This is a genomic window from Nocardioides sp. BGA-UO-ETr-FS32, from assembly GCF_059567905.1.
Map to the genome: position 1 here is coordinate 700,136 of NZ_JCAQOX010000014.1, position 23,570 is coordinate 723,705.

24 protein-coding genes are annotated in these 23,570 nt (G+C 72.1%); 16 read left to right on the forward strand and 8 right to left on the reverse strand.

The window, feature by feature from the left end; all coding sequences use genetic code 11:
- Positions 1–39 precede the first annotated feature (39 nt).
- Positions 40–1,038 (reverse strand): hypothetical protein, encoded by a 999-nt coding sequence (locus tag AC57BS_RS13155; protein ID WP_496411896.1) that lies wholly within the window; start codon positions 1,036–1,038, stop codon positions 40–42.
- A 239-nt stretch (positions 1,039–1,277) separates the two neighbouring features.
- Between AC57BS_RS13155 and AC57BS_RS13160 the strand changes: the two genes are divergently transcribed.
- From AC57BS_RS13160 to AC57BS_RS13175, 4 genes are read left to right on the forward strand one after another with little or no spacing between them, the layout of a single operon-like run.
- The gene (locus tag AC57BS_RS13160) at positions 1,278–1,583 is read left to right on the forward strand and encodes a hypothetical protein (protein WP_496411897.1); all 306 of its coding nucleotides are present in this window, start codon (positions 1,278–1,280) and stop codon (positions 1,581–1,583) included.
- Between the two features lie 5 nt (positions 1,584–1,588).
- Positions 1,589–2,491 carry an N-acetyl-1-D-myo-inositol-2-amino-2-deoxy-alpha-D-glucopyranoside deacetylase gene (gene mshB, locus AC57BS_RS13165; RefSeq protein WP_496411898.1) on the forward strand — a complete coding sequence of 301 codons (903 nt, stop codon included), beginning with the start codon at positions 1,589–1,591 and terminating at the stop codon, positions 2,489–2,491.
- Positions 2,488–2,862 carry a hypothetical protein gene (locus AC57BS_RS13170; RefSeq protein ID WP_496411899.1) on the forward strand — a complete coding sequence of 125 codons (375 nt, stop codon included), beginning with the start codon at positions 2,488–2,490 and terminating at the stop codon, positions 2,860–2,862. Before mshB ends, AC57BS_RS13170 begins: the two co-directional genes overlap by 4 nt.
- A gap of 9 nt (positions 2,863–2,871) precedes the next feature.
- Positions 2,872–4,623 (forward strand): VanW family protein, encoded by a 1,752-nt coding sequence (locus AC57BS_RS13175; RefSeq protein WP_496411900.1) that lies wholly within the window; start codon positions 2,872–2,874, stop codon positions 4,621–4,623.
- A 3-nt stretch (positions 4,624–4,626) separates the two neighbouring features.
- On the opposite strand, the gene aspS is transcribed toward AC57BS_RS13175, so the two are convergent.
- Together aspS and AC57BS_RS13185 are read right to left on the reverse strand one after the other, a co-directional pair.
- A complete protein-coding gene (aspS, locus tag AC57BS_RS13180) occupies positions 4,627–5,895 on the reverse strand; it encodes an aspartate--tRNA(Asn) ligase (protein WP_496411901.1) in 1,269 nt (422 codons plus the stop codon).
- 278 nt (positions 5,896–6,173) lie between these two features.
- Positions 6,174–7,088, reverse strand: coding sequence for a GNAT family N-acetyltransferase (locus AC57BS_RS13185; protein WP_496411902.1), 915 nt, complete (start codon positions 7,086–7,088; stop codon positions 6,174–6,176).
- A 65-nt stretch (positions 7,089–7,153) separates the two neighbouring features.
- On the opposite strand from AC57BS_RS13185, the gene fdxA reads away from it, so the two are divergent.
- Both fdxA and dapC read left to right on the forward strand, forming a co-directional pair.
- On the forward strand, positions 7,154–7,480 hold the full coding sequence (fdxA, locus tag AC57BS_RS13190) for a ferredoxin (RefSeq protein WP_056604759.1): 327 nt from the start codon (positions 7,154–7,156) through the stop codon (positions 7,478–7,480).
- A gap of 39 nt (positions 7,481–7,519) precedes the next feature.
- Positions 7,520–8,623, forward strand: a complete 1,104-nt coding sequence (gene dapC / locus AC57BS_RS13195; protein WP_496411903.1) for a succinyldiaminopimelate transaminase — start codon at positions 7,520–7,522, stop codon at positions 8,621–8,623.
- Between the two features lie 140 nt (positions 8,624–8,763).
- Here dapC and AC57BS_RS13200 read toward each other — a convergent pair whose 3' ends face one another.
- From AC57BS_RS13200 to AC57BS_RS13210, 3 genes are read right to left on the reverse strand one after another with little or no spacing between them, the layout of a single operon-like run.
- On the reverse strand, positions 8,764–9,732 hold the full coding sequence (locus tag AC57BS_RS13200; protein ID WP_496411904.1) for a VldE C-terminal domain-containing protein: 969 nt from the start codon (positions 9,730–9,732) through the stop codon (positions 8,764–8,766).
- Between the two features lie 2 nt (positions 9,733–9,734).
- Positions 9,735–10,676: a 2,3,4,5-tetrahydropyridine-2,6-dicarboxylate N-succinyltransferase gene (gene dapD / locus AC57BS_RS13205; RefSeq protein ID WP_496411905.1), complete on the reverse strand. Its 942-nt coding sequence runs from the start codon at positions 10,674–10,676 to the stop codon at positions 9,735–9,737.
- A gap of 43 nt (positions 10,677–10,719) precedes the next feature.
- Positions 10,720–11,265, reverse strand: a complete 546-nt coding sequence (locus AC57BS_RS13210) for a DinB family protein (RefSeq protein ID WP_496411906.1) — start codon at positions 11,263–11,265, stop codon at positions 10,720–10,722.
- 289 nt (positions 11,266–11,554) lie between these two features.
- Between AC57BS_RS13210 and AC57BS_RS13215 the strand changes: the two genes are divergently transcribed.
- The 7 genes from AC57BS_RS13215 to AC57BS_RS13245 all read left to right on the forward strand — a co-directional run bounded on the left by AC57BS_RS13215 (position 11,555) and on the right by AC57BS_RS13245 (position 19,582).
- A complete protein-coding gene (locus AC57BS_RS13215) occupies positions 11,555–12,592 on the forward strand; it encodes a hypothetical protein (RefSeq protein WP_496411907.1) in 1,038 nt (345 codons plus the stop codon).
- Positions 12,593–13,022: 430 nt separating this feature from the next.
- Entirely contained in the window at positions 13,023–16,235 is a 3,213-nt protein-coding gene (ileS, locus tag AC57BS_RS13220) for an isoleucine--tRNA ligase (protein ID WP_496411908.1), read from the forward strand.
- A gap of 28 nt (positions 16,236–16,263) precedes the next feature.
- Entirely contained in the window at positions 16,264–17,322 is a 1,059-nt protein-coding gene (dapE, locus tag AC57BS_RS13225) for a succinyl-diaminopimelate desuccinylase (protein WP_496411909.1), read from the forward strand.
- A complete protein-coding gene (locus AC57BS_RS13230; RefSeq protein ID WP_496411910.1) occupies positions 17,319–18,074 on the forward strand; it encodes an LOG family protein in 756 nt (251 codons plus the stop codon). The genes dapE and AC57BS_RS13230 overlap by 4 nt, the downstream gene beginning before the upstream one ends.
- On the forward strand, positions 18,071–18,394 hold the full coding sequence (locus AC57BS_RS13235) for a DivIVA domain-containing protein (protein ID WP_496411911.1): 324 nt from the start codon (positions 18,071–18,073) through the stop codon (positions 18,392–18,394). Before AC57BS_RS13230 ends, AC57BS_RS13235 begins: the two co-directional genes overlap by 4 nt.
- Positions 18,395–18,410: 16 nt before the next feature.
- On the forward strand, positions 18,411–18,833 hold the full coding sequence (locus AC57BS_RS13240; RefSeq protein WP_496411912.1) for a hypothetical protein: 423 nt from the start codon (positions 18,411–18,413) through the stop codon (positions 18,831–18,833).
- A complete protein-coding gene (locus AC57BS_RS13245) occupies positions 18,833–19,582 on the forward strand; it encodes a M14 family zinc carboxypeptidase (RefSeq protein WP_496411984.1) in 750 nt (249 codons plus the stop codon). The genes AC57BS_RS13240 and AC57BS_RS13245 overlap by 1 nt, the downstream gene beginning before the upstream one ends.
- 10 nt (positions 19,583–19,592) lie before the next feature.
- On the opposite strand, the gene AC57BS_RS13250 is transcribed toward AC57BS_RS13245, so the two are convergent.
- On the reverse strand, positions 19,593–20,426 hold the full coding sequence (locus AC57BS_RS13250) for an enoyl-CoA hydratase/isomerase family protein (protein ID WP_496411913.1): 834 nt from the start codon (positions 20,424–20,426) through the stop codon (positions 19,593–19,595).
- Positions 20,427–20,605: 179 nt separating this feature from the next.
- Here AC57BS_RS13250 and AC57BS_RS13255 point away from each other — a divergent pair, with 179 nt between their 5' ends.
- From AC57BS_RS13255 to AC57BS_RS13265, 3 genes are read left to right on the forward strand one after another with little or no spacing between them, the layout of a single operon-like run.
- Positions 20,606–20,773: a DUF3117 domain-containing protein gene (locus tag AC57BS_RS13255; protein ID WP_496411914.1), complete on the forward strand. Its 168-nt coding sequence runs from the start codon at positions 20,606–20,608 to the stop codon at positions 20,771–20,773.
- A 2-nt stretch (positions 20,774–20,775) separates the two neighbouring features.
- Positions 20,776–22,323: a leucyl aminopeptidase family protein gene (locus tag AC57BS_RS13260; protein WP_496411915.1), complete on the forward strand. Its 1,548-nt coding sequence runs from the start codon at positions 20,776–20,778 to the stop codon at positions 22,321–22,323.
- Positions 22,323–22,661 (forward strand): hypothetical protein, encoded by a 339-nt coding sequence (locus AC57BS_RS13265; RefSeq protein ID WP_496411916.1) that lies wholly within the window; start codon positions 22,323–22,325, stop codon positions 22,659–22,661. The genes AC57BS_RS13260 and AC57BS_RS13265 overlap by 1 nt, the downstream gene beginning before the upstream one ends.
- A gap of 115 nt (positions 22,662–22,776) precedes the next feature.
- Here the strand turns inward: AC57BS_RS13265 and AC57BS_RS13270 are convergent, their stop codons facing one another.
- Positions 22,777–23,436, reverse strand: coding sequence for an O-methyltransferase (locus tag AC57BS_RS13270; protein WP_496411917.1), 660 nt, complete (start codon positions 23,434–23,436; stop codon positions 22,777–22,779).
- Positions 23,437–23,570: the final 134 nt, after the last annotated feature.

Consider the following 23,570-nt stretch of genomic DNA (forward strand, 5'->3'; position numbering starts at 1 on the left):
CCGTGACCGGCCGTTCGCAGCGGACTACCTCGGGTTTGTTCACAGGCCACGCGCCGCCGCCCACTCGGGCCACCACGCGGGTTGCCGCAGCGTCCACGTACGTCGCGACGGTGCCTCGAAGCGCGCACGCGCTCGCGCTGCCTCCATCCGCTTGACCGTCAGCTCGCGGTCCTGGAGGTCGCCGCCCACGATCTCGAAGCACTCGAGGCCGTGGTCGCGCAGCGCCTGCTCGCGCGCCACGTCCGTGCGGTGTCGCTCGCCGTCCTTGTGGTCGGCGCCCTGGTACTCCCCGACGCAGCCGGCCTCCACGTCGAGGAGGTCGACGATCGCGATCAGGCGACCGGACAGGTCGAAGAGGGGCACGTTGCAGAGGGGACGGGGCAGTCCGGCGTCCCACATCCAGGTGAGCACCATGCGCACCTCCTGGGGTGAGCGACAGCCGAGACCGGCGGCAGCCGCCGCGGCCCGGGCCACGGAGACGGCGGTCCACGCCCGGCGGCGCTCGACGTAGGCACGGAACTCGGAGACGGTCAGCACCCCCGCGGCGATGCCCATCTCCAAGTCGACGATCGCCTGCCGCTCCCTGCCGTGGCGACGGACCTCGTCGAACAACGCCCGAGTCGCGACCGCGGTCCAGACTCCGCCGACCAGCTCGCGTTCGTCCGGCGCGAGCTGTGCCTTGGAGATGAGGACGCGAGGATCGGGTCGGAGGTCGTGGCCGCCGGTCACCAGCGGGACCGGGAGGGTCTCGCCCTCGGCGCTCGCCGTACCGTCGAAGAAGCGGGCGCCGCGCCACCGCATCGCCGCCCACCCGGTGATCGCGCCGTACGCCCGGATGCGGTGTCCCTGCTCGAGGATCCGCTGGTCCACGTTCTCGGGAGCGTCGGCCGGGACGTAGAGGCCGGCGGACGTCTGACGCCAGGCAGGCCCGGCTGCCTGGTGCCGGGTCGGTCCGTCACGTCCGCTGCGATCGATCGGCACCGGGGCGACGAGGTCGTCCGGTCGGTCGAGGCGAGGGTGCCATCGGTGCTGGGTCATGCGTCGACCCCACGACCGGGGTACGACGCCCGGGCGCGTGTCGGGCCGGTGCCTGTGGAGCACCGGAAGAATGCCGCGCCTGTGGACGGCTGGTGGCTCGGCCCGGGCGAGGGCTCGGCCCCGTCGTCCCCACCCCTCGTCATAGTCCGCTGCGAATGACCGCTCGCCGGCCCCGGTCCACCGGCCGTTTGCAGCGGACTATCGGGAGGGGTGGGGACAGTGCCCGCCACAATGGCCCTGTGAGGGCGATCTTCTTCGACGAGGACGACGCGCGGGCCGTCGTCGCGCGGCTGCGCGCGGACGGCTTCGAGGCGCACGTCGAGCGGGAAAGGCTGTCCGGCGAGGACGACGACGAGGACCATCCGTGGGCCGTGCTCAGCGACGCCCCCGCCTTCATGCTCGAGGTGCTCGTCGACACCCACGACGGCTGGCTCGACGAGGGTCCCGAGCCGGATCCCGGTGCGGGTGAGGAACACGGCGGCCCGCCACCGCCGTTGCACCTCCCGACCGCACCGAAGCGCATCAAGCGCCCCGACCTAGGCTGAGGAACATGACCGACCGCCGCATGCTGCTCGTCCACGCCCACCCCGACGACGAGTGCATCAACAACGGCGCCACGATGGCGCGCTACGTCGACGACGGGGTCGGCGTCACCCTCGTCACCTGCACCGCCGGCGAGATGGGCGAGGTCCTCGTCCCCGACCTCTCCCACCTCGCCTACGAGGAGAAGGGCGGCCTCGGCGAGCGCCGTCGCCACGAGCTCGAGCAGGCGATGAAGGTCCTCGGCGTCACCGACCACCGCTTCCTCGGCGGCTTCGGCCGGTTCCACGACTCCGGCATGGCGTGGCACGAGGACGGCCATGCGGTCGCCGGCGAGTTCGTCCCCGACAACGCGTTCTGGAACGCCGACCTCACCGAGGCCGCCGACGAGCTCGTCGAGGTGATCCGCGAGGTGCGCCCGCAGGTGCTCGTCACCTACGACCAGTTCGGCGGCTACGGCCACCCCGACCACATCCAGGCCCACCGGGTCGCGATGTACGCCGCGCAGCTGGCCGCGGTCCCGTCCTACCGCCTCGACCTCGGTGAGCCCCACGACATCGCGAAGATCTACTGGACCGCGATGAGCGAGTCGCGGATGCGGGAGAGCCTGCGCGCCCTGCGCGAGGCCGGCGACACCGAGACGTTCGCCGGGATGGAGCCGGACGGCAAGCTGCCGCCCTTCGTGACCCCCGACGAGCTCATCAGCGCACGCGTGGACGGTGCCGCGACGGTCCAGCGCAAGATGGACGCCCTGGCCAAGCACGAGACCCAGGTGAGGACCGACGGGCACTTCTTCGCCGGCGCCGAGAGCGGTCACTCGTGGTGGTCCGAGGAGTTCTACCGCCTCGTCAAGGGCACCCCCGGGCCGGCCGACGCCGACGGGTTCGAGGAGGACCTCTTCGCCGGACTGTGAGGCCGCTGCTGACCCTCCTCGGCGGCATCGTCGCAGCCGCCGTCGGCGGCGTCTCAGGTGCGGCCGGCACCGTCCTCCACCTCCGCTGGTGGGGTCTGGTCCTGGCCCTCGGCACGGCCCTCGTGGTCCTCGTCTGGCTGCCCGCCGGCGCGGTGCGGGTGGCCTTCGCGCTGGGCTGGTGCGCACCGGTCCTGCGCGGCGCGCTGGAGGGCCCGGGGGGCGGGTTCCTGGTGGGGGCCGATGCCGCCGGCCTGTCGTTCCTGGCGGGCTCGGCGGTGCTGCTCGTCGCGGCGGTGGTGACCGTGCGCGGCCCCCGCCCGGCGTACGGGGGGCGCGCCGAGGATCCGGGACTTCGGGGGTCGGCCACCTAAACTCGCCGCGTGCCGAAGAACCAGACCAGTGCCGCGCAGCCCCGCGAGAAGGCGGGCGCCAAGGTCGTGCTGTGGCTGCTCCTCGGGATCGTGGTGCTGTTCGGCGGGCTCTACGTCGCCGCGCACTACGTTGCCGGTGACAAGGTCCCGCGCAACACGACGGTGTCCGGTGTCCGCATCGGCGGCCACCCGCAGAGCGAGGCCGCCGAGCGCCTGCGCGCCGGGCTCGCCGACCGGGTGTCCCGCGACATCGCGACGACCGTGGACGGCCAGCAGGTGGCGGTCGACCCCGCCCAGGCGGGCCTCTCCGTCGACTACGAGGCCTCGGTCGCCGAGGCCGGAGGCGAGCGGAGCTGGGACCCTGCCCGGTTGTGGAACTACTTCACCGGCGGTGACGCCTTCGAGGCCGAGGTGGAGGTCGACGAGACCGCCTACAACGCCTTCCGCGCCGGTCTCGACGAGCAGTACGGCGCCGTGGCCCGCGACGGCGCGATCCGGTTCGACGGCGCCCAGATCAGGACGAGGGAGCCCCGCGCGGGGCAGGCCCTCGACCCCAGCGACACCCTCGACGCGCTCGAGGAGGCGTTCCTGGAGGAGAGTCCCGACGCGGTCGCCCTCGAGATGACCGACGTCGCGCCCGCGATCGACGCCACCGACGTGCAGGAGGCGCTCGACGGCTTCGCCTCCCCGGCGGTCGCCGCGCCGGTGACCCTCGCCTTCGAGGGGTCGCAGGTCAAGCTGTCCCCGGCCGACTACACCGCCGCCCTCACCCTCGCCCCGGTCGACGGCGAGCTGGTCCCCACGCTCGACGCCGCGAAGCTGACCGAGGTCGTCGGCAGCAGGGTGACGCAGGGTGCGCCCGTCGACGCGAGCGTCGCCCTCGTCGACGGCACCCCGCAGGTCGTGCCCGCCAAGCCGGGTGTGACCTTCGACGCGGCCGAGCTCGAGGCGGGCTTCCTCGGCGTGGCCGCCGCCCCGCAGGGCGAACGTACGCTCACGCTGTCCGCCCAGGTCGCCAAGCCGGAGTTCACCACCAAGGACGCCCGTGCGCTCCGGGTCCGCGAGCGCGTCTCGACGTTCACGACCTATTTCCCCTACGCCGAGTACCGCAACGTCAACATCGGCCGCGCCGCGGAGATCATCGACGGCACGCTGCTCAAGCCGGGCGAGACCTTCTCGCTCAACGACACCGTGGGCGAGCGGACCGAGGCCAACGGCTTCACCAAGGGCTACGTCATCAACGACGGCATCCTGGTGCAGGACCTCGGCGGTGGCGTCTCCCAGATGGCCACGACCCTGTTCAACGCGATGTTCTTCGCCGGCCTCGAGGACGTCGAGCACAAGCCGCACTCGTTCTACATCGACCGCTACCCGGTCGGCCGCGAGGCCACCGTGGCCTGGGGCGCCGTCGACCTGCGCTTCACCAACGACACCCCCTACGGCGTGCTCATCGACACCTCGTTCACCAACTCGACGCCGTCGTCGTCGGGGGCGGTGACCGTGACGATGTACTCCACGAAGTACTGGGACATCACGACCACCACGGGCGAGCGCTACAACATCACCAAGCCCAAGACCCGGCGCATCGATGACCTCACCTGCCACCCCAACGAGGGCTACGGCGGCTTCGACATCGACGTGGTGCGCTACTTCAGGCCCGTCGGCGAGAACACCGAGACCCGCGAGGACGAGGTGTTCAGCACCACCTACACCCCCAGCGACACGGTCATCTGCACCAACCCCGACGCCGTCGACGAGTAGCCCCTAGGGCGCCAGCCGGTGCAGGTCGCGCGGGTAGAGCGTCACCTCGCGGACGTTCGCCGCGCCCACGAGCCGCGCCACCCATCGCTCGAGCCCGATCGCGAAGCCTCCGTGCGGTGGCATCCCGTGGCGGAACGCCTGGAGGTAGGAGCCGTACGCCGCCGGGTCCTCGCCGCGGGCGGCGATGGCGCGCTCGTAGTCCGCGACCCGGTGCAGCCGCTGGCCGCCGGTGACCAGCTCGAGGCCGCGGAAGAGCAGGTCGAAGCTGTTGGACCATCGTTCGTCGCCCGGCTGCGGGTGCGTGTAGAACGGACGCTTCGCCATCGGGTAGCCCTCGACCGCCACGAAGTCGCTGCCGTGCTCGGCCAGCGCCCACTCCCCGAGGGCGCGCTCGTGCTCGGGAGCCAGGTCCGGCTCGTCGGCCGGTGCGCCGACCAGCGCGAGTGCGTCGGCGAAGTGGACGACCGGGACCTCCTCGGGCACGACGGGCACCCGCGCCCCCGTACGGGCGACGGCGGCGGGGGAGTCGACGACGGCGGCGACCATGCCGGCGAGCACCTCGCGCAGGACGGCCAGGACGTCCCGGTGGCCGCGGATGAACCCCAGCTCGACGTCGAGCGAGCGGTACTCGGCGAGGTGGCGGACGGTGTCGTGCGGCTCGGCGCGAAACACCGGGCCCACCTCGTAGACGCGCTCGAAGACGCCGACCAGCTGCTGCTTGTGGAACTGCGGGCTCTGCGCGAGGTAGGCGGGTCGGCCGAAGTAGTCCACCTCGAAGACCGAGGAGCCGGACTCGGTCGCCGACCCGACGAGCTTGGGGGTCGCCACCTCGGTGAAGCCGAGCGAGTCCAGCGTCGACCGGAAGCCGCGGAGCGAGGCGGCTGCGAGCTCCCACCGCGCCCGCTGGGCGGGGTGGCGCCACAGCACGGGCGCGTGGTCGAGCAGGGTCGGGAGCGACACGTCGAGGGCGGGCCGCCACAGCTCGGCCGGCGGGGTGTCGGCGTCGGCGGTGAGCGGCTCCACCCGCGCCCCGGTGACCTCCACGCCACCGGGCGCCTGCTGGTTGGCGGTGGCGGTGCCGGTGACCCGTACGGTCGTCTCCTCCGGCGGGACGACGGTCCCCGGCGGCAGCACCACCTGCGCCAGCCCGCTGCGGTCACGGACAACCAGGAACGTGACGCGCGACAGCTCGCGGCGACGGTGCACCCAGCCCTCGAGGGTGACCTCCTCGCCGGGCGTGGTCGCGGGCAGGTCGTGGCAGAGCGTTCTCATGGTGTCCTCCAGGGTCGGATTCCTCAGCCGACTGGGTGTTCTCGAGCAAGCTCGAGAGGCCCCAGTCGTCAAGGGGCCCCGGAGGTGTGGGCGCTGGGCTGGGTCGCGGTGCCACCACACCTTCGCCGGCGGCCCCGAGGGGTGCCGGCCTCTCGTCGGTGACGCCGTACGCGCGGACGGCCGCTGCGCTGCCCCGGCAGGGGAGGGGGTTCGTCAGGCCCCGCAGCCGTCGGGAGCGAGCCTAGGTCGGCCGGGCGACGCGGTGCGACCGGTTTTCGTCAGCGCGCCACCAGGTAGCGGTTGGTGTGGTGGGTGACGAAGCCGTGCCGCTCGTAGAGCGCGATCGCGCCCGGGTTCGCGGTCTCGACGTGCAGCAGCGCCGTGGTAGCGCCGAGCGAGGCGCCCCAGTCGAGGACCTCGGCGAGCACGGCGGTGGCCAGGCCCCGACGCCGGTGGGCCGGGTCGACGGCGAGGGACTCGACGAGGAGCCAGTCGCCGGACAGGACGCCGCGCCCGGTCGCCACACCGGAGCCGAGCGAGACCGCGACGGATCCTGGCGCCTCGTCGAGCTCCGCCGGTACGTCGGGGGCCACGGACCGGACCGAGCGGAGGGCGCGTGCCACCGACGCCAGCTGGGCGTGCGCGTCGCCGTCGCCCATCGGCCCGAACCCCAGCGGGGCGAGGGTCTGCTCCACCTGCGACCCGCGCTGGACCTGCACCGTCGGCGTCTGGTCGAGCGCGTCGTAGAAGCGCCGTACGCCCCAGGCGGCGTCGACCCACCCGATGCCGGGCTCGAGCATGGCCAGCGCCGAGTTGCCCCGGCGCCGCAGGCGGCCGCCGTGCGGGGGAGAGGCGCGCAGCAACCACTCACCGAGGGGCTCGGTGGTGATCGACGACCACAGCGCCGAGACGTGTCGCTCGACCTCCTGCGCGGACACCCGCGCCCGTACGGACGCCCGCGGCGGCACGGGCTTGCCCGTGACCACCTCGGCCAGCGGGATCGTCACCGGACCGTGCCCCTCGCGGTCGACGGTGAGCGAGTCCGCGCCCCACGCCGTGCAGGTGCCCAGCACGTCGGTGGCGCGGCCGTCGGGCAGCAGGCGGCGTACGACGACGCGCTGCCCGACGACGTGCGGTCCGAGCGTGTGGCGGCCGGTCGTCTCGCCGGGGTGGGGTTCTGACGTGTCGGGCACCCGCCGGATACTAGAGTGATCGGACACGTTCCCCATCCGTGCCCACCCGCCTTCAGGAGGACCTGGTGACCTACGTCATCGCCCAGCCGTGCGTCGACCTCAAGGACCGCGCGTGCGTCGACGAGTGTCCCGTCGACTGCATCTACGAGGGCAAGCGGATGCTCTACATCCACCCCGACGAGTGCGTCGACTGCGGCGCCTGCGAGCCCGTCTGCCCGGTCGAGGCGATCTTCTACGAGGACGACACCCCGGAGGAGTGGAAGGGCTACTACGACGCCAACGTCCACTTCTTCGACGACCTCGGCTCGCCCGGCGGCGCCGCCAAGATGGGCGTCATCGACAAGGATCACGAGCTCGTCGCCGCGCTGCCCCCGCAGGAGCACGACGAGTGACCTGTTCCATCGGTGGTTGAGGTGCGAGCGGAGCGAGCCTTGAAGCCACTCGTCTCGCAGCGCCTCCCCGACTTCCCCTGGGACAAGCTCACGACGTACGCCGCGACGGCGCGCGCCCACTCCGACGGGGTCTGCGACCTGTCGGTGGGCACGCCCGTCGACCCCACCCCCGCCGTCGTCCAGGACGCGATGCGGGCGGCGGCGGACTCGCCGGGCTACCCGACCACGATCGGGCTGGAGGCCACGCGCCAGGCAGTCATCGACTGGCTGGCCCGCCGCCACGGCGTGACCGGCCTGGGGCTCGACGGCGTGCTGCCGGTGATCGGCTCCAAGGAGCTCATCGGCTCCATGGCGCTGCACCTGGGCATCGGGCCCGGTGACCTGGTCGGCTACCCCGCCCTCGCCTACCCGACCTACGAGGTCGGCGCCGCCCTCGCCGGCGCCGACAGCCTCGCCACCGACTCGCTCACCGCGTTCGGACCGCGCACCCCGCGGCTGCTGTGGCTCAACAGCCCTGCCAACCCGAGTGGGCGGGTGCTGCCGATAGAGCACCTCCGCAAGGTCGTCGACTGGTGCCGCGAGCGCGGCACGATCCTGGTCTCGGACGAGTGCTACATCGAGTGCGCCTGGGAGGGCGACTCGCCGCTGTCGATCCTCGACCCGCGGGTCAACGGGGGCTCGCTCGACGGCATCCTCGCGGTCCACTCGCTCTCCAAGCGCTCCAACCTCGCGGGCTACCGCTGCGCCTTCCTGGCCGGCGACCCGGCCCTCGTCGGCGAGCTGCTCGCCGTCCGCAAGAACCTCGGCCTCCAGATGCCCGGGCCGCAGCAGCGGGCGATGATCGCCGCCCTCGACGACGACGCCCACGTCGAGGAGCAGCACGCCCGGTACGCCGCCCGCCGTACGTCGCTGCGCGCCGCGCTGGAGTCGGCGGGCTTCCGCATCGACCACTCCGAGGCCTCGCTCTACCTCTGGGCGACCCGCGGCGAGGACTGCTGGCAGACCGTCGCGGCCCTCGCCGAGCAGGGCATCCTCGTGGCTCCCGGCGAGTTCTACGGCCCCTCGGGTCGTGAGCACGTACGCGTCGCCTTCACCGCCACCGACGAGCGGGTCGCCGCGGCGGTCGCGCGCCTCGCCGGCTGAGACCGATCCTGTGGGGGTAGTCCGACACCTCGCGGGGGTTGTACAGGCCTCCAAGTGACGGACTCCCCGCTCGAGCGGGGACTCGACGGGCGCAGGGGACGCGTGGGAGGGACAAGCCCCGGGGTCGGGCCGAGCCGGACCTAGTCGAAGACGTCCACGTGCACGTGGTCACGGTGCTCCAGGATCGCCCGGTCCCCACCGGAGGACGACGGGACGCGGTAGTCGCGCCAGCCGTCGCCCGCCCACGACCCAGCGCGCCAGATCCGGTCGTCGAAGATGATCGTCTTGATGTCGAGCCGGTCGGCGTTGGCGACGAGGTAGGACGCCATCGCCCAGCCGCGCTTCTTGTTCTCGGGGTTGATCGGCCGGAAGAACACGTCGATCGCGCGGCCCTCGTAGTGGGCCGAGCCCTCCATGTGCCCGCTCGACACACCACCCGGTTCGAAGCCCCCGAGGGAGAGGGTTCCGAAGCGCGCCTCGAGGTCCTCGCGCACCACCGTCGCGCGGTCGACGAGCCCGCTCGCGTCGATGTCGTCGCTCGCCTCGTCGGCGTCACCCGGCACGTCGCACCACAGCGCGCCGGGGGAGTTGCCGGTCAGCGCGGAGGCGAGGGCCCGTCCGTCCTTCTCGTGGTCGGCGTACGCGTCGGGGTAGGCCGAGCGCTGCACCTCCTGGGCGGCGACGGTGATCTCCATCGAGTCGTAGCCGTCGACCTGCTGGAGCGCGTCGTAGAACGCGTTCGTCGCGAAGACCGGGTCCGTCAGCTGCCTGACGCTGCCCCAGCCCTGGGAGGGACGCTGCTGGAACAGCCCGACGGAGTCGCGGTCGCCGTAGTCGATGTTGTAGAGCTTCGACTCCTGGTAGGCCGTCGCGAGGGCGATGCTCGCGGCCCGGGCAGGGAGACCCCGCTCGACCGAGATCGCGGTGATCAGCGCGGCGTTCTCGGCCTGCTCGAGGTCGACCTCGACCGTGTGGCCGTCGACCTCGGCGGTGCACCCGCTGGTGTCCAGGATCCGCGGCACGCCGCCCCGGTCGACGAGCACCAGTGCGGTCGCCGCGGCGCCGAGGGCCACCACGGCGCCGACGGCGGCCGTACGGAGGGAGGGCACGGCTAGTTGGCGTGCAGCGCGGCGTTGAGGGCGATGCCCTCGCCCTTCCACGGCACCGCCTCGATGGCGCCGCTGACCGAGTTGCGGCGGAACAGGATGTTGTCGACGCCCGAGAGCGTGGCCGCCTTCACCACGCGCGGCTTGCCGTCCAGGTCGGACACCGTCACCTTGGTGCCGGCGGTGACGTAGCAGCCGGCCTCGACGACGCAGTCGTCGCCGAGCGAGATGCCGATGCCGGCGTTGGCGCCGAGCAGGCAGCGCTCGCCGATGGAGATGACCTCCTTGCCGCCGCCCGACAGCGTGCCCATGATCGAGGAGCCGCCGCCGACGTCGGACCCGTCGCCGACGACCACTCCGCCGGAGATGCGGCCCTCGACCATCGAGGTGCCGAGCGTGCCGGCGTTGAAGTTCACGAAGCCCTCGTGCATCACCGTCGTGCCCTCGGCGAGGTGGGCGCCGAGCCGGACGCGGTCGGCGTCGCCGATGCGTACGCCGGAGGGGACGACGTAGTCGACCATCCGCGGGAACTTGTCGACGCCGAAGACGGTGACGTGCTGGCCGCTCGCGCGCATCCGGGCGCGGGTCGCCTCGAATCCCTCGACGGCGCACGGGCCGGCGGAGGTCCACACGACGTTGGTGAGCAGCCCGAAGATCCCGTCGAGGTTCTGCCCGTGCGGCTTGACCAGTCGCGCCGACAGCAGGTGCAGCCGCAGCCACACGTCCTCGGTCGAGGCCGGGGCGTCGTCGAGGTCGGCGATCTCGACCAGCCGCACCTCACGGCGTACGCCGCGCGCCTCGTCGTCGCCCTCCAGCGCGGTCAGCTCCGCGGGTGCGTCGCCCTCGGTCGCGCCGAGGACGGGCGAGGGGAACCACGCGTCGAGGACGGTGTCGCCGGACGAGCCGGTGTGCAGGGTCAGCAGGGCGTAGCCGGAAGCAGCAGTCACGCGGACAGCCTACGGAGGCCGTTCCACCCGCCCGGGTGGTGGCCTACTGCCCGGCGCGACCGTCGATGCACTCGCGCACGAGGTCGGCGTGGCCGCAGTGGCGGGCGTACTCCTCGATCATGTGCACGACGATGTCGCGCACCTCGGTCGGCTCCCCGTGCACGTCGACGATCGCGTCGAGGTCGGTGCGCTCGAGCACCTCGCGGGCGTACGCGACCTCCGACTGCCACAGCGCGTGGCTCGCGCGCACGAGGTCGTCGTCGGCCTCGGGGAACGTGAAGCCCGCGTCCTCGGCCTCGTCCTGGAACAGCCGGGGGATATCCATCCGCGCGTCGATCACCCGGCGGAACCAGCTCTGCTCGACCCGCGCCATGTGGCGGACGAGGCCGAGCAGCGAGATGTTGGACGGCGGCACCGGCTTGGTCGCGAGCTGCTCCGCGGTGAGGTCGTCGCACTTCAGCGCCAGCGTCTGGCGGTAGTGCTCGAGGTAGCCGACCAGGCACTCGCGCTCGCCGCGCGTCGGGCCCGTCTGCATCCGCGGGTCCTGGTCGGTCGGGAGCCACATGCCGTCGTACCCGGGGTGCGCCATTGGACCACCCAACCGTTCCGTGCCCGGGGTAGTCCAGTGGGTTCTGGCTCGTCCCGGCTGGGTAGTCCAGTGGGTTCTGGCTCGTCGCGGGGGTACTCCAGTGGACAACGGTCGCGTTGGAGGCCAAAGGCCAGCCACTGTCCACTGGACTACCCCCGCAGGCGCGGTGACCCAAGTCAGCCACTTCCCACTGGACTACCCCCCGCGGACCGCGGCAGCGCCTGCCCGTCCGGTGATTTGCCCTGTGGACGACCGCTGCGAAGACAGACCGCCGGGGAAGGGTCGTCTTATGTACTCGCCGCCGCCCTTCCACCCGAGCCGCCCGGGGCTGGTTCGTCCGGTGGCCGTCGACGCGTCAGGTCAGGAGGGTCCGACGCGTGGCCAGGCGCGCGGAAGGAAGTGGCGCACGACGAGTCGCGGGCTGGTCGTCCCGTCCGACGTGATCGTCACCTCCCGGCAAAGAACTCTCGAGGCGAGCGCCGTCCTTCGCCACGACGAGGCGGTCACTGGGTGGGCCGCGTTGGACTGGCAGGGGGCCAGGTGGTTCGACGGCACGTGCGACGGCGTCCAGCTCCGAGACGTACCACTAGCCGCCAGGCGGCACCTGCTGACGCAGCCGGGGTTCTCGGTTAGCCAGGAGTTCCTCGACCCGCGAGAGATCGTCGTGGTCGACGGCCTGTCCATCACCCGCGCGGTGAGGTCGGTGGTCTTCGAGATGCGCCGCGCCGCCAGCCTGGGCGACGCCGTCGTGGCCCTCGACATGGCCTGCTACTCGGACCTGGTGAGCATCGCCGAGGTCTCGGCGTACGTCACCGAGTTCGGTCCGGTGACGGGGATCCAGCAGGCACGCGACGCACTCGTCGGGGCCGACGAGAACTCGTGGTCGCCGCGCGAGTCGCAGATGCGAGGCGTCTGGACGCGCCGGGCGGGTCTGGCCCGGCCGCGCTGCAACGCCCCCATCTTCACGACCGACGGCCAGCACGTCGGCACCCCCGACCTGGTCGATCCGCGGCTCGGCCTGCTCGGCCTCTACCACGGGCGCGACCACCTGACGCTCGTCGGCGCGTCGGTCGACCGCGACCAGGAGGCGGCGTACCGCGATCTCGGGCTCGAGACGGTCACCATGCTGGCCACCGACTGGTACGACCTCGGTGGGTTCGTCGAGCGTGCGCACCAAGCGGCGCGTCGAGCGCGCGACCAGCACGAGGTCCGACGGTGGACTCTGACCCCGCCGCCCGGGTGGGTCTCGACCTCGACGGTGGCGCGCCGCCGTGGGCTCACCGCAGATCAGCGGCGACGCTACTTGCGCTACCGCTTGGCGAGCTGAGGCTTGCGAGCCCGACCGTTTCCCGCCTACTGGCCCTGTCAGCTGGGGTGATCCAGTGGGCTGTGGCTCTCGAGCGGGAGAGTCCAGTGAGGAGTGGCCGGTCATGGCCCGTTCCGACAGCCACTACCCACTGGACTACCCCGCGTGCCCGCGGTCAGGCACCTCCACCAGGAACCGATTGGCGGCGGCGCGAGCCCGCGCCGTACGATCGCCGCAGGCGCTTGAGCCGTCATCAGCGGCGAGCCTCGGGAAGAACGGGTACGGCGATCCGGCCGCCACCTCACTAGACCCCGACGGGTACGGCCCGACACAGCCGGAACGAAGCGGTCGTCTCCCCGCCGGGGAGCGGCAAGCGAGGTGGTACCGCGGTCTGCAGATCGTCCTCGTGGTGAAGACCCGAGACGTACGACGCAGCGCGAGGAGCACCCAGATGACCTACCCCAAGGTCAGCCACACCGCCCAGGACCAGGGCGCCACGACCGTGGCCAGCAGCCCCCGCTTCCCCGCGATCGAGGAGGCGGTGCTCGCCTACTGGGAGGCCGACGACACCTTCCGCGCGAGCGTCGAGCAGCGCGATGCCGGGCAGGACGGCGCCAACGAGTTCGTCTTCTACGACGGCCCGCCGTTCGCCAACGGCCTGCCGCACTACGGCCACCTGCTCACCGGCTACGTCAAGGACCTCATCCCGCGCTACCAGACGATGCGCGGCAAGCGCGTCGAGCGCCGCTTCGGCTGGGACACCCACGGCCTGCCCGCCGAGCTCGAGGCGATGCGCCTCAACGGCATCAAGACCACCGACGAGATCGTCGAGCTCGGCATCGAGAAGTTCAACGAGGCCTGCCGCCAGAGCGTCCTGAAGTACACCGGCGAGTGGCGCGACTACGTCACCCGCCAGGCGCGCTGGGTCGACTTCGACAACGACTACCGCACGATGAACCCCGAGTTCATGGAGTCGGTCATCTGGGCCTTCAAGCAGCTGCACGACAAGGGCCTGGTCTACGAGGGCTTCCGCGTCCTGCCCTACTGCTGGCAGGACGAGACGCCGCTGTCCAACCACGAGCTGCGCATGGACGACGACGTCTACCAGATGCGCCAGGACCCGGCGGTCACCGTCGGCTACGACGTGACCACCGAGGGACCGTTCAGGGGCGTCAAGGTCCTCGTCTGGACGACGACCCCTTGGACCCTCCCGTCCAACCTCGCGGTCATGGTCGGCGAGGACATCGACTACGTCGTGGTGGAGTCCGACGGCCCGACCGGCACCCCGGAGCGCTACCTCATCGCCGAGGCCCGCCTGGCGTCGTACGCCCGCGAGCTGGGCGAGGAGCCCGAGTTCACCTGGCGCGGGACGGGCGCCGACCTCGTCGGCCTGGAGTACGCCCCGCCGTTCTCCTACTACGCCGGCCACGAGCGCGCGTTCCGCCTCGTGCCCGCCGAGTTCGTGACGACCACGGACGGCACCGGCCTCGTGCACACCGCCGGCGCGTTCGGTGAGGACGACAAGGTCGTCACCGACCGCGAGGGCATCGAGGCGGTCATGCCGGTCGGCAAGGACGGGCGCTTCACCTTCCCCGTCACCGACTACGAGGGCATGCAGGTCTTCGACGCCAACCTGCAGATCATCGACCACCTCAAGGCCGCCACGCGGGGCGAGGGTGACCTCGGGTCCGTCACCCCCGGCACCGTCCTCGTGCGCCGCGAGACCTACGACCACTCCTACCCGCACTGCTGGCGCTGTCGGCAGCCACTGATCTACAAGGGCGTCTCGTCGTGGTTCGTCGAGGTGACCAAGGTCAAGGAGCGCCTGATGGCGCTCAACCAGGACATCCGCTGGGTGCCCGACCACATCAAGGACGGCCAGTTCGGCAAGTGGCTGGAGAACGCCCGCGACTGGTCGATCACCCGCAACCGCTTCTGGGGCAGCCCGGTGCCGGTGTGGAAGTCCGACGACGAGCACCACCCCCGCGTCGACGTCTACGGCTCCTTCGAGGAGATCGAGCGCGACTTCGGCACGCTGCCGCGCGACAAGGACGGCAACCCGGACCTGCACCGACCCTTCGTCGACAAGCTGACCCGGCCCAACCCCGACGACCCGACCGGGAAGTCCACGATGCGCCGCGTCACCGACGTCCTCGACGTGTGGTTCGACTCCGGCTCGATGAGCTTCGCGCAGGTGCACTACCCGTTCGAGAACAAGGACTGGTTCGAGCACCACTTCCCGGGCGACTTCATCGTCGAGTACATCGGCCAGACCCGCGGCTGGTTCTACACGATGCACGTCCTGGCCGGCGCGATCTTCGACCGGCCCGCGTTCTCGACGTGCCTGAGCCACGGCATCGTCCTGGGCAACGACGGGCAGAAGATGTCCAAGTCGCTGCGCAACTACCCCGACGTGCGCGAGGTCTTCGACCGTGACGGCGCGGACGCGATGCGCTGGTTCCTCATGTCGAGCCCGATCCTGCGCGGCGGCAACCTCGTCGTCACCGAGCAGGGCATCCGCGACTCGGTGCGGCAGGTGCTGATCCCGCTGTGGAACAGCTGGTCGTTCTTCAGCCTGTACGCCAACGCGGCGGGCGACAACGGTCACGACGCCACCTGGCGCACCGACAGCGCCCACCCGATGGACCGCTACATCCTGGCCAAGCTCCGCGACTACGTCTCCGCGATGACCGACCAGCTCGACAACTACGAGGTGGCCGCGGCGTGCGACTCGACGCGCAGCTTCCTCGACGTGCTGACGAACTGGTACATCCGCCGGTCCCGCGACCGGTTCTGGGACGAGGACGCCGACGCGTTCGACACCCTCTACACCGTGCTCGAGGTCGTCTGCCGGGCCACCGCCCCGCTGATGCCGCTGACGACCGAGGAGGTCTGGCGCGGTCTCACCGGCGAGCGGTCGGTGCACCTCACCGACTGGCCGTCCGCCGAGGACCTGCCCGCCGACGAGGCGCTGGTCGCGTCGATGGACACCGTGCGCGACGTCTGCTCGGCGGGCTCGGCGCTGCGCAAGGCCGCCAACCTGCGCAACCGCCTGCCGCTGTCCGGGCTGACCGTCGTGAGCGACGCCGACCTCACCGGGTTCGAGTCGCTGGTCGCCGACGAGCTCAACCTCAAGGCCGTCGCGCTGCTCGCGGCCGACGCGCCCGAGGCGGAGTCGTACGGAGTCTCGCAGCGCCTCACAGTCAACGCCCGCGCTGCCGGACCGCGGCTCGGCAAGGACGTCCAGCTCGCGATCAAGGGCTCGAAGTCGGGTGACTGGTCGGTGGCCGAGGACGGCACCGTCACTGCGGGTGGTCTCGCGCTGGTCGAGGGGGAGTACTCGCTCGAGACGGTCGCCGGGTCCTCCGACGACGACATGGCGATCGGCATGCTGCCGCGCGGCGGCTTCGTCGTGCTCGACACCGCCGTCACGCCCGAGCTCGAGGCCGAGGGCACCGCCCGCGACCTGGTGCGCGCGGTCCAGCAGGCCCGCAAGGACGCCGGCCTCCAGGTCAGCGACCGCATTTCGCTCACGCTCGCGGGCCCGGAGGCGACGCTCGCCGCCGCCCGGACCCACGAGGCCCTGATCGCCGAGGAGACGCTCGCGACGGTGGTGTCGTACGCCGACGCGCCCGAGGTCGCGGTGGAGGTCGCCCGCGCCTGATGGCCGGCCCGGCTGGTTGAATCGAGCCATGACCCACCTCGACCTGTCCGCGGACGTCGTCACGCTGACCCAGCAGCTCGTCGACATCTTCTCCGTCAGCCACGAGGAGCAGGAGATCGCCGACGCCGTCGAGACGGCGCTGTCCGCGCTGCCGCACCTCACCGTCACGCGGCGGGGTCACACGATCGTCGCGCGTACGGCCCTCGGCCGCGGCGAGCGGGTCGTGATCGCCGGGCACCTCGACACCGTCCCCCTCAACGACAACCTGCCCTCGCGGCTCGAGGACGGGATCCTGCACGGCCTCGGCAGCTGCGACATGAAGGGCGGCGACGCGGTCATGCTCAAGCTCGCCGCCGACGTCACCGAGCCCAACCGCGACCTCACCTTCGTGTTCTACGAGGCCGAGGAGGTCGACTCGGTCCACAACGGGCTGCGCAAGCTGACCGTCAGCGACCCTGACCTCCTCGAGGCCGACTTCGCGATCCTCATGGAGCCCAGCAACGCCGCGGTCGAGGCCGGCTGCCAGGGCACGATGCGCGTCGACGTACGCACCACGGGCGAGCGCTCGCACAGCGCGCGCAGCTGGAAGGGCGTCAATGCCATCCACCTCGCCGCTCGCGTGCTGGCCCGGCTCGACGACTACGTCGCCCGGCAGCCCGAGATCGACGGCCTGACCTACCACGAGGGCCTCAACGCCACCGGCATTCGCGGCGGCGTCGCCGGCAACGTGATCCCCGACGAGTGCGTCGTCGAGGTCAACTTCCGCTTCGCCCCCGACCGCAGCGAGGCCGACGCCGAGGCGTACGTCCGCGAGTTCTTCGAGGGCTACGACGTCACCGTGACCGACATGGCCGCGGGCGCCATGCCCGGCCTCGACCGGCCCGCCGCCAAGGCCTTCGTCGAGGCGGTCGGGGGAGAGGTCGCCCCGAAGTTCGGCTGGACCGACGTCGCGCAGTTCACCAAGCTCGGCATCCCGGCGGTCAACTTCGGCCCCGGCGACCCGATGTTCGCGCACAAGCAGGACGAGCACGTCCCCACCGAGCACATCGGGCGCTGCGAGCGGATCCTCAAGGAGTGGCTGCGATGAGGGACCGCTACAAGGGCCCGATCCTGGAGCGGCGCGGCCAGGTCGAGCCGGGCACGACAGACCAGCGCCTGCTCGACTCCCGGGGACCGACGGACTGGGTGCACGAGGATCCGTGGCGCGTGCTGCGCATCCAGGCCGAGTTCGTCGAGGGCTTCGGTGCGCTCGCCGAGCTGGGCCCCGCCATCGCGGTCTTCGGCTCGGCGCGCACCCCGGCCGACCACCCGTTCTACGCGATCGGCGAGCAGGCGGGCCGCACGCTGGCCGAGGCCGGCTTCGCCGTCATCACCGGCGGCGGTCCGGGTGCGATGGAGGCCGCCAACAAGGGCGCCTGCGAGGCCGGGGGAGTGAGTGTCGGGCTCGGCATCGAGCTCCCCTTCGAGTCGGGCCTCAACCAGTGGGTCGACAAGGGCATCAACTTCCGCTACTTCTTCGCCCGCAAGACGATGTTCGTCAAGTACTCCCAGGGGTTCGTGGTGCTGCCCGGTGGCCTGGGCACCTTCGACGAGCTCTTCGAGGCGCTCACGCTCGTCCAGACGCAGAAGGTCACCTCCTTCCCGATCGTGCTGATCGGCACGGCCTACTGGCAGGGTCTGCTCGACTGGCTGCGCGACACCGTGCTGGCCGAGGGCAAGATCAACGCAGCCGACCTCGACATGCTGGTGGTGACCGACGACGTCGACGAAGCAGTGGCGTTGATGGTCGCCGCCCGCGAGGACCGCTGGCCCAACCCGGCTCCGGAGCGTCCCGAATGATGTGGCTCTTCGCCGTCCTCGTCGTCCTCGCCATGGGCGGCGTCGCGATGATCGCCTCCGGGCGCGGCGGCTCGATGCCCCCGGCGTACGACGACCGTCCCGATGTCGTGCTGCCCGCAGACCGCCCGATCGGGGCGCAGGACCTGCGGACCGTACGGTTCCCGCTGGCGCTGCGCGGCTACCGGATGTCCGACGTCGACGCCCTGCTCGCGCGGCTGGCCACCGAGCTCGAGGACCGCGCCGGACCTTCCGGCCCGCCGTCCGACCCGTCGGACCCGTCCGGCTCGTCCGGCTCGTCTGGCGAGCCGTCGCGCGACTAGGGCAGACTGCCGCGTCATGTCGTTCCCTGTCGTCGTGTGGATCCTCACGGCCCTGGCCGCCGTGGCGATCGTGCTGACCCGGCTACGCCTCAGCGGCGACGGTGCGGCCGGCCGGTTCTCGATCAGCCGGCGGCTCCCCCGCACGCACTTCGTGGCCGGGATGATCGCCATCGTGCTGTGGCTCGGCGTGCTCGTGTTCCCCGAGGACACCCTCGTCGGCGGCCCGCTGGTCGGGATCGCGGCCGTCGCCTTCTGGTGGCTGACCGCCATCTGCGGGCTGCTGATCCTCGCCAGGTGGCTGCCCGCCAAGGGCCGGCACGTCCCCGAGGCGGCCGGTGACGGCTGGAGCGACGGGCCGGGCCTGTCCCTGCTCGCCCACCTCGGCATGGTCGTCGGCGTGCTCGTCTTCACCTACGCCTACCTGACCGCCGCCGTGTGATGGGACGCGTCCTCGGCGCGTACGCCGCCGCGCTCGCCCTGGCCGGCGCGTGGGTGCCGGCCCCCGCGACCGCGGCCGCACCCCCTGACCGGCCGGCCGTCGTCGAGGTCCGCACGATCGGCCACTCGGTCGAGGGACGGCCGATCCGCGCCTGGCGCCTCGGCGAGCCGGGCAAGCGGCGGATCGTGCTGATCTCCACCATGCACGGCGACGAGCCGCACACCCGCCGGATCCTCGAGACCCTCCGCGACGGTCGGGCGATCCGCGGCGTGGACCTCTGGGTGGTGCCGACCCACAACCCCGACGGCCTGGCCCGCGGCACCCGCCACAACGCCCGCGGGGTCGACCTGAACCGCAACTTCCCGCACCGGTGGAAGGACCTCGACGGCAGGTACGAGTCGGGGCCCCGGCCCGCCAGCGAGCCCGAGACGCGAGCCGTCATGCGCTTCCTCGAGGAGGTCGACCCGCGCCGGGTTCTCAGCTTCCACCAGCCGCTGCACGGCATCGACACCGACACCAAGGAGCCCGGCTTCGCGCGGCGCCTCGCGCGGGCCCTGCGGCTGCCGCGCACGCGGCTCGACTGCGGCGGGCTGTGCCACGGCACGATGACGATGTGGTTCAACCACCGCTTCGCCGGGTCGGCGCTGACGATCGAGTACGGCGCGCGGCCCGCACGCCACCGGATGACGGTGCAGGCGCCGCGTCAGGTCCTCGGCGTGCTGGGCGCGCACCGCACGCGCGGCAGCTGACAGCGGGTGGTCAGCGGCCGGTGAAGACCGGCTTCTCCTTGGCCATGAACGCGTCGACCGCGGCGAGGTGGTCGGCGGTGCCGCCGGTGAGTGCCATCTTCTCGGCCTCGAAGGCCAGCGACTCGTCGAGCGGGTGCGCCGAGGCGTACGCCACGGCCTGCCGGATCGAGCCGAACGCCACGGTCGGACCGGCCGCCAGGCGGGCGGCGAGCGCGCCGACAGCCTGCGGGAACTCCTCGGCCGTCACCACCTGCGTCGCCAGCCCGAGCTCAAGCGCCTCTGCGGCGTCGACCGTGCGCGGGAAGTAGAGGAGCTCCATCGCCTTGGCCCGGCCCACGAGGCGGGGGAGCGTCCAGCTCGAGCCGGTGTCGCACGACAGGGCCACCCCGGCGAAGGAGGTGTTGTAGCCGGCCGAGTCCACGAGGATCCGGAAGTCGGCGGCGAAGGCGAGGCTGGCGCCGGCGCCCGCGGCGACGCCGTTGACGGCGGCGATGACCGGCTTCGCCATGGTGGCGAGGGCCAGCACGATGGGGTTGTAGTGCACCTCGACGGTCTCCGACAGCGGCACGTCCGCCTCGCCCTTGAGCCCCGCCAGGTGCTCCTTGAGGTCCTGCCCCACGCAGAAGGCCCGACCGCTGCCGGTGAGCACGACGCACCGCACCGCCGGGTCGTCGGCGACCTGCTGCACCGTGTCGCGCAGCAGCTCCTTGGTCGCCACGTCGAGGCCGTTCATCGCCTCGGGGCGGTTGAGCGTGATCGTCGCGACGGCGTCCTCGACGTGGAGCAGGACGGGGGCTGACTCGGGGCTGGACTCGGGGCCGGACTCGGCGTGCGGAGTGGTCATGGCGGCAGTCTGCCCGACGAACATCCGGCGTCGGTCCGCCCTGTGGTGCCGATCACGCGGGTCATGGGGGATAATGGAGGCGTACGACGCCGATCGAGGTGGCCAGGCACGACTCCGCCGCCTCGTTTCGCATGTGAAGAGCCACATCCAGTGATGGCTGAACAGGAAGAGGTGCGCCGATGGCCGCCATGAAGCCCCGCACGGGCGACGGACCCCTCGAGGTCACCAAGGAGGGACGCGGCATCGTCATGCGCGTCCCGCTCGAGGGCGGTGGCCGGTTGGTCGTCGAGCTCAACGCCGAGGAGGCCACGGCTCTCGGTGACGCACTCAAGGCCGTCACCGGCTGATCGTGCCCACCACTGTCACGCTGCCGACACAGGTATCCCCGCCCGAGTTCGCCCTCAGCCCCGCGCTGCCGCACCAGATCGGCGGCGCGGAGGCGTGGGCGTTCCCCGTCCTCCCCGACGAGGACGGGCCGCTGCTGGGCCCGGGGGCCGACGAGGCCGCCGAGGCTCTCGGGATCGACCTGCTGGCGGCCCTCGAGGCGGCCCGCGCCACCGGTCGCACGGGTGAGGTGACCACGGTCCCCGTGGGTGCGGCTCCCGCGTCCGACGGGCCCGCCCTGGTGCTCCTCGTCGGTGTCGGCGAGGCCACGGTCACGGACTTCCGTCGCGCCGGTGCCTCGCTGGCCCGCGCGACGAAGGACCGGGCGAGCGTCGCCACGACGCTCGCGGCGATCGCCCCCGACGACGGCCTCGCGGAGGTGGTCGTGGGCGCGATGCTCGGCTCGTTCGCCTTCCACTGGCGCTCGGTCGGTCCCAAGGAGCGCCCGGTCGCGCGGGTCGTCCTCGCTGGCGTCAGCACCGACGGCGCCGACGACGAGCTCGCCCGCGCCCTCGCGCTCGGCGGCGCCGGCTGGCGCTCGCGCGCCCTCGCCACGGTGCCGGCCAACCTCAAGACGCCGGAATGGCTGGCCGAGCAGGCCATCGAGATCGGCGAGGCCGCCGGTCTCGAGGTCGAGGTCTGGGACGCCGCGCAGCTCGCTGCCGAGGGCTTCGGCGGGATCCTCGCCGTGGGCGGCGGATCGGTCAACGAGCCACGCCTCATCCGGATGGACTACACCCCGCGCGGTGCCACGAGGTCGTCGTCGAAGAAGCTGCCCACCGTCGTGCTCGTCGGCAAGGGCATCACCTTCGACAGCGGCGGTCTCGACATCAAGCCCAGCGAGGGCATGCTGACGATGAAGCGCGACATGAGCGGCGGCGGCGCCGTCATCGCGACGATGGCCGCGCTCCGCGACGTCGACTGCACGGTCCGCGTGGTCGGGCTGGTCCCGGCCGCGGAGAATGCGATCAGCGGTTCCGCGATGCGCCCCGGCGACGTCATCACCCACTTCGGCGGGCGCACCTCCGAGGTCAACAACACCGACGCCGAGGGCCGCCTGGTGCTCGCCGACGCGATGGCGTACGCCGTCAGCGAGGTCGAGCCGGCCGCGCTGCTCGACATCGCGACCCTCACCGGCGCCATGAAGGTGTCGCTGGGCCAGTGGACCGGCGGCTACTTCGCCAACCACGAGGGCATGGCCGAGCAGGTCGAGGCCGCGGCAGCCGCGTCGGGCGAGGACGTCTGGCGGATGCCGCTGGTCGCCGACTACGAGGAGAAGGTCGCCTCCAAGATCGCCGACGGCGACAACGCCGCGGGCGGCGCGGGCGCGATCACCGCCGCGCTGTTCCTCCAGCACTTCGCCGGCGATGTGCCGTGGGCCCACGTCGACTTCGCCTCGGCGGCGGAGTCCCCGGCCGACCGCTTCGAGTGGACCGCCGGCCCCAGCGGCTGGGGCCCGCGCCTGCTGCTGGCCTGGCTCGGCTCCGACGACCCGCTGGCCGGGATCGCCTGATGCTGGGTCTCACCGTCCGCTGGTCGCTCGCCGACGCCCCGGACGGCGTCGAGCAACGGCTTGCGGCCTACGTCGCCGAGACGTCCCACGCGCGCTTCACCGGCATGTCCGGCCTGCGGTTCAAGACCTGGCGACAGGTGCCGGGGGAGTGGTTCGAGGGCTGCTACGTCTTCGCCAGCAGCGAGGCGCGCGAGGAGTTCCAGCGCACCTTCACCGAGGGCGCCGCGGAGTCGCCCGGGTCGCAGATCATCGGCAGCCCGCCGATCCTTATCGAGGCGTGCGACGTCGTCGCGATCGCCGAGGGCTGGGACGGCTTCGTGGCGGCCTCCCACTTCTGATCGCGAGCGGGCACTTCGTGCCCGTCAGGCGACGCGAGCGGGCACTTCGTGCCCGAACACGGGCACGAAGTGCCCGGTCGGCTCCCGGGACGGGCACGAAGTGCCCGGTGAACGGTCAGGCCTCGGGGGCCCACTCCTTCTTGGCGGCCAGCAGGCCGTCGCCGACCGGCAGCAGGACCGGCACGAGCGCCTCGTGCTCGAGGATCGTGCGGCCGAGGTCACGGATGGTGACGGTCTCCTCGTCGCGCTGCGCGGGGTCGGCGACGCGGTCGTGCCACAGGGCGTTGTCGAAGGTCACGATCCCGCCCGGGCGCAGCAGCCGGAGCGCCTCCTTGAGGTAGGCGGCGTACTCGCGCTTGTCGCCGTCGCAGAAGACGAGGTCGTAGTGGCCGTCGGTGAGGCGCGGCAGGACGTCGAGCCCGGCGCCGGCGATCGTACGGGCGCGGTTGCCGGGGATGCCGGCCTCGGTGAACGTCTCCTTGGCCAGACGCTGGTGCTCGGCCTCGATGTCGACCGTGGTGAGCACGCCGTCCGCGCGCATGCCGCGCAGCAGCCAGAGGCCGGACACGCCCGTGCCGGTGCCGATCTCGACCACCGCGCGGGCGTCGAGCACCGAGGCGAGGAAGCGCAGGGCGGCGCCGACGCCGGACCCGACGGGAGCCACGCCGACCTCGTCGGCGCGACTGCGGGCGGCGGCCAGGATGTCGTCCTCGGCCACGAACGACTCGGCGTAGGACCAGCTCGCGGGCTTGATCGGCGGGGTGTGGTTCGGCACGCGGCGACTCTATCGCGCGGCAGACCCCGTAGGTGGCCGGGAACACACGCGTGCCCTCGCTCGTTGGGTGCTGTGATCCGGTAGGGAGTTTCTTGGCCGGAGCGCATGTGGTTCACAGGGAACTCTCAGGCGCG

Bases quoted from the DNA above. Each gene is read 5' to 3' on its own strand.
- AC57BS_RS13155 (WP_496411896.1), bottom strand. From the start codon at position 1,038: ATGACCCAGCACCGATGGCACCCTCGCCTCGACCGACCGGACGACCTC.
- mshB (WP_496411898.1), top strand. From the start codon at position 1,589: ATGACCGACCGCCGCATGCTGCTCGTCCACGCCCACCCCGACGACGAG.
- aspS (WP_496411901.1), bottom strand. From the start codon at position 5,895: ATGAGAACGCTCTGCCACGACCTGCCCGCGACCACGCCCGGCGAGGAG.
- AC57BS_RS13210 (WP_496411906.1), bottom strand. From the start codon at position 11,265: ATGGCGCACCCCGGGTACGACGGCATGTGGCTCCCGACCGACCAGGAC.
- AC57BS_RS13215 (WP_496411907.1), top strand. From the start codon at position 11,555: ATGTACTCGCCGCCGCCCTTCCACCCGAGCCGCCCGGGGCTGGTTCGT.
- ileS (WP_496411908.1), top strand. From the start codon at position 13,023: ATGACCTACCCCAAGGTCAGCCACACCGCCCAGGACCAGGGCGCCACG.
- dapE (WP_496411909.1), top strand. From the start codon at position 16,264: ATGACCCACCTCGACCTGTCCGCGGACGTCGTCACGCTGACCCAGCAG.
- AC57BS_RS13230 (WP_496411910.1), top strand. From the start codon at position 17,319: ATGAGGGACCGCTACAAGGGCCCGATCCTGGAGCGGCGCGGCCAGGTC.
- AC57BS_RS13235 (WP_496411911.1), top strand. From the start codon at position 18,071: ATGATGTGGCTCTTCGCCGTCCTCGTCGTCCTCGCCATGGGCGGCGTC.
- AC57BS_RS13240 (WP_496411912.1), top strand. From the start codon at position 18,411: ATGTCGTTCCCTGTCGTCGTGTGGATCCTCACGGCCCTGGCCGCCGTG.
- AC57BS_RS13245 (WP_496411984.1), top strand. From the start codon at position 18,833: ATGGGACGCGTCCTCGGCGCGTACGCCGCCGCGCTCGCCCTGGCCGGC.
- AC57BS_RS13250 (WP_496411913.1), bottom strand. From the start codon at position 20,426: ATGACCACTCCGCACGCCGAGTCCGGCCCCGAGTCCAGCCCCGAGTCA.
- AC57BS_RS13255 (WP_496411914.1), top strand. From the start codon at position 20,606: ATGGCCGCCATGAAGCCCCGCACGGGCGACGGACCCCTCGAGGTCACC.
- AC57BS_RS13265 (WP_496411916.1), top strand. From the start codon at position 22,323: ATGCTGGGTCTCACCGTCCGCTGGTCGCTCGCCGACGCCCCGGACGGC.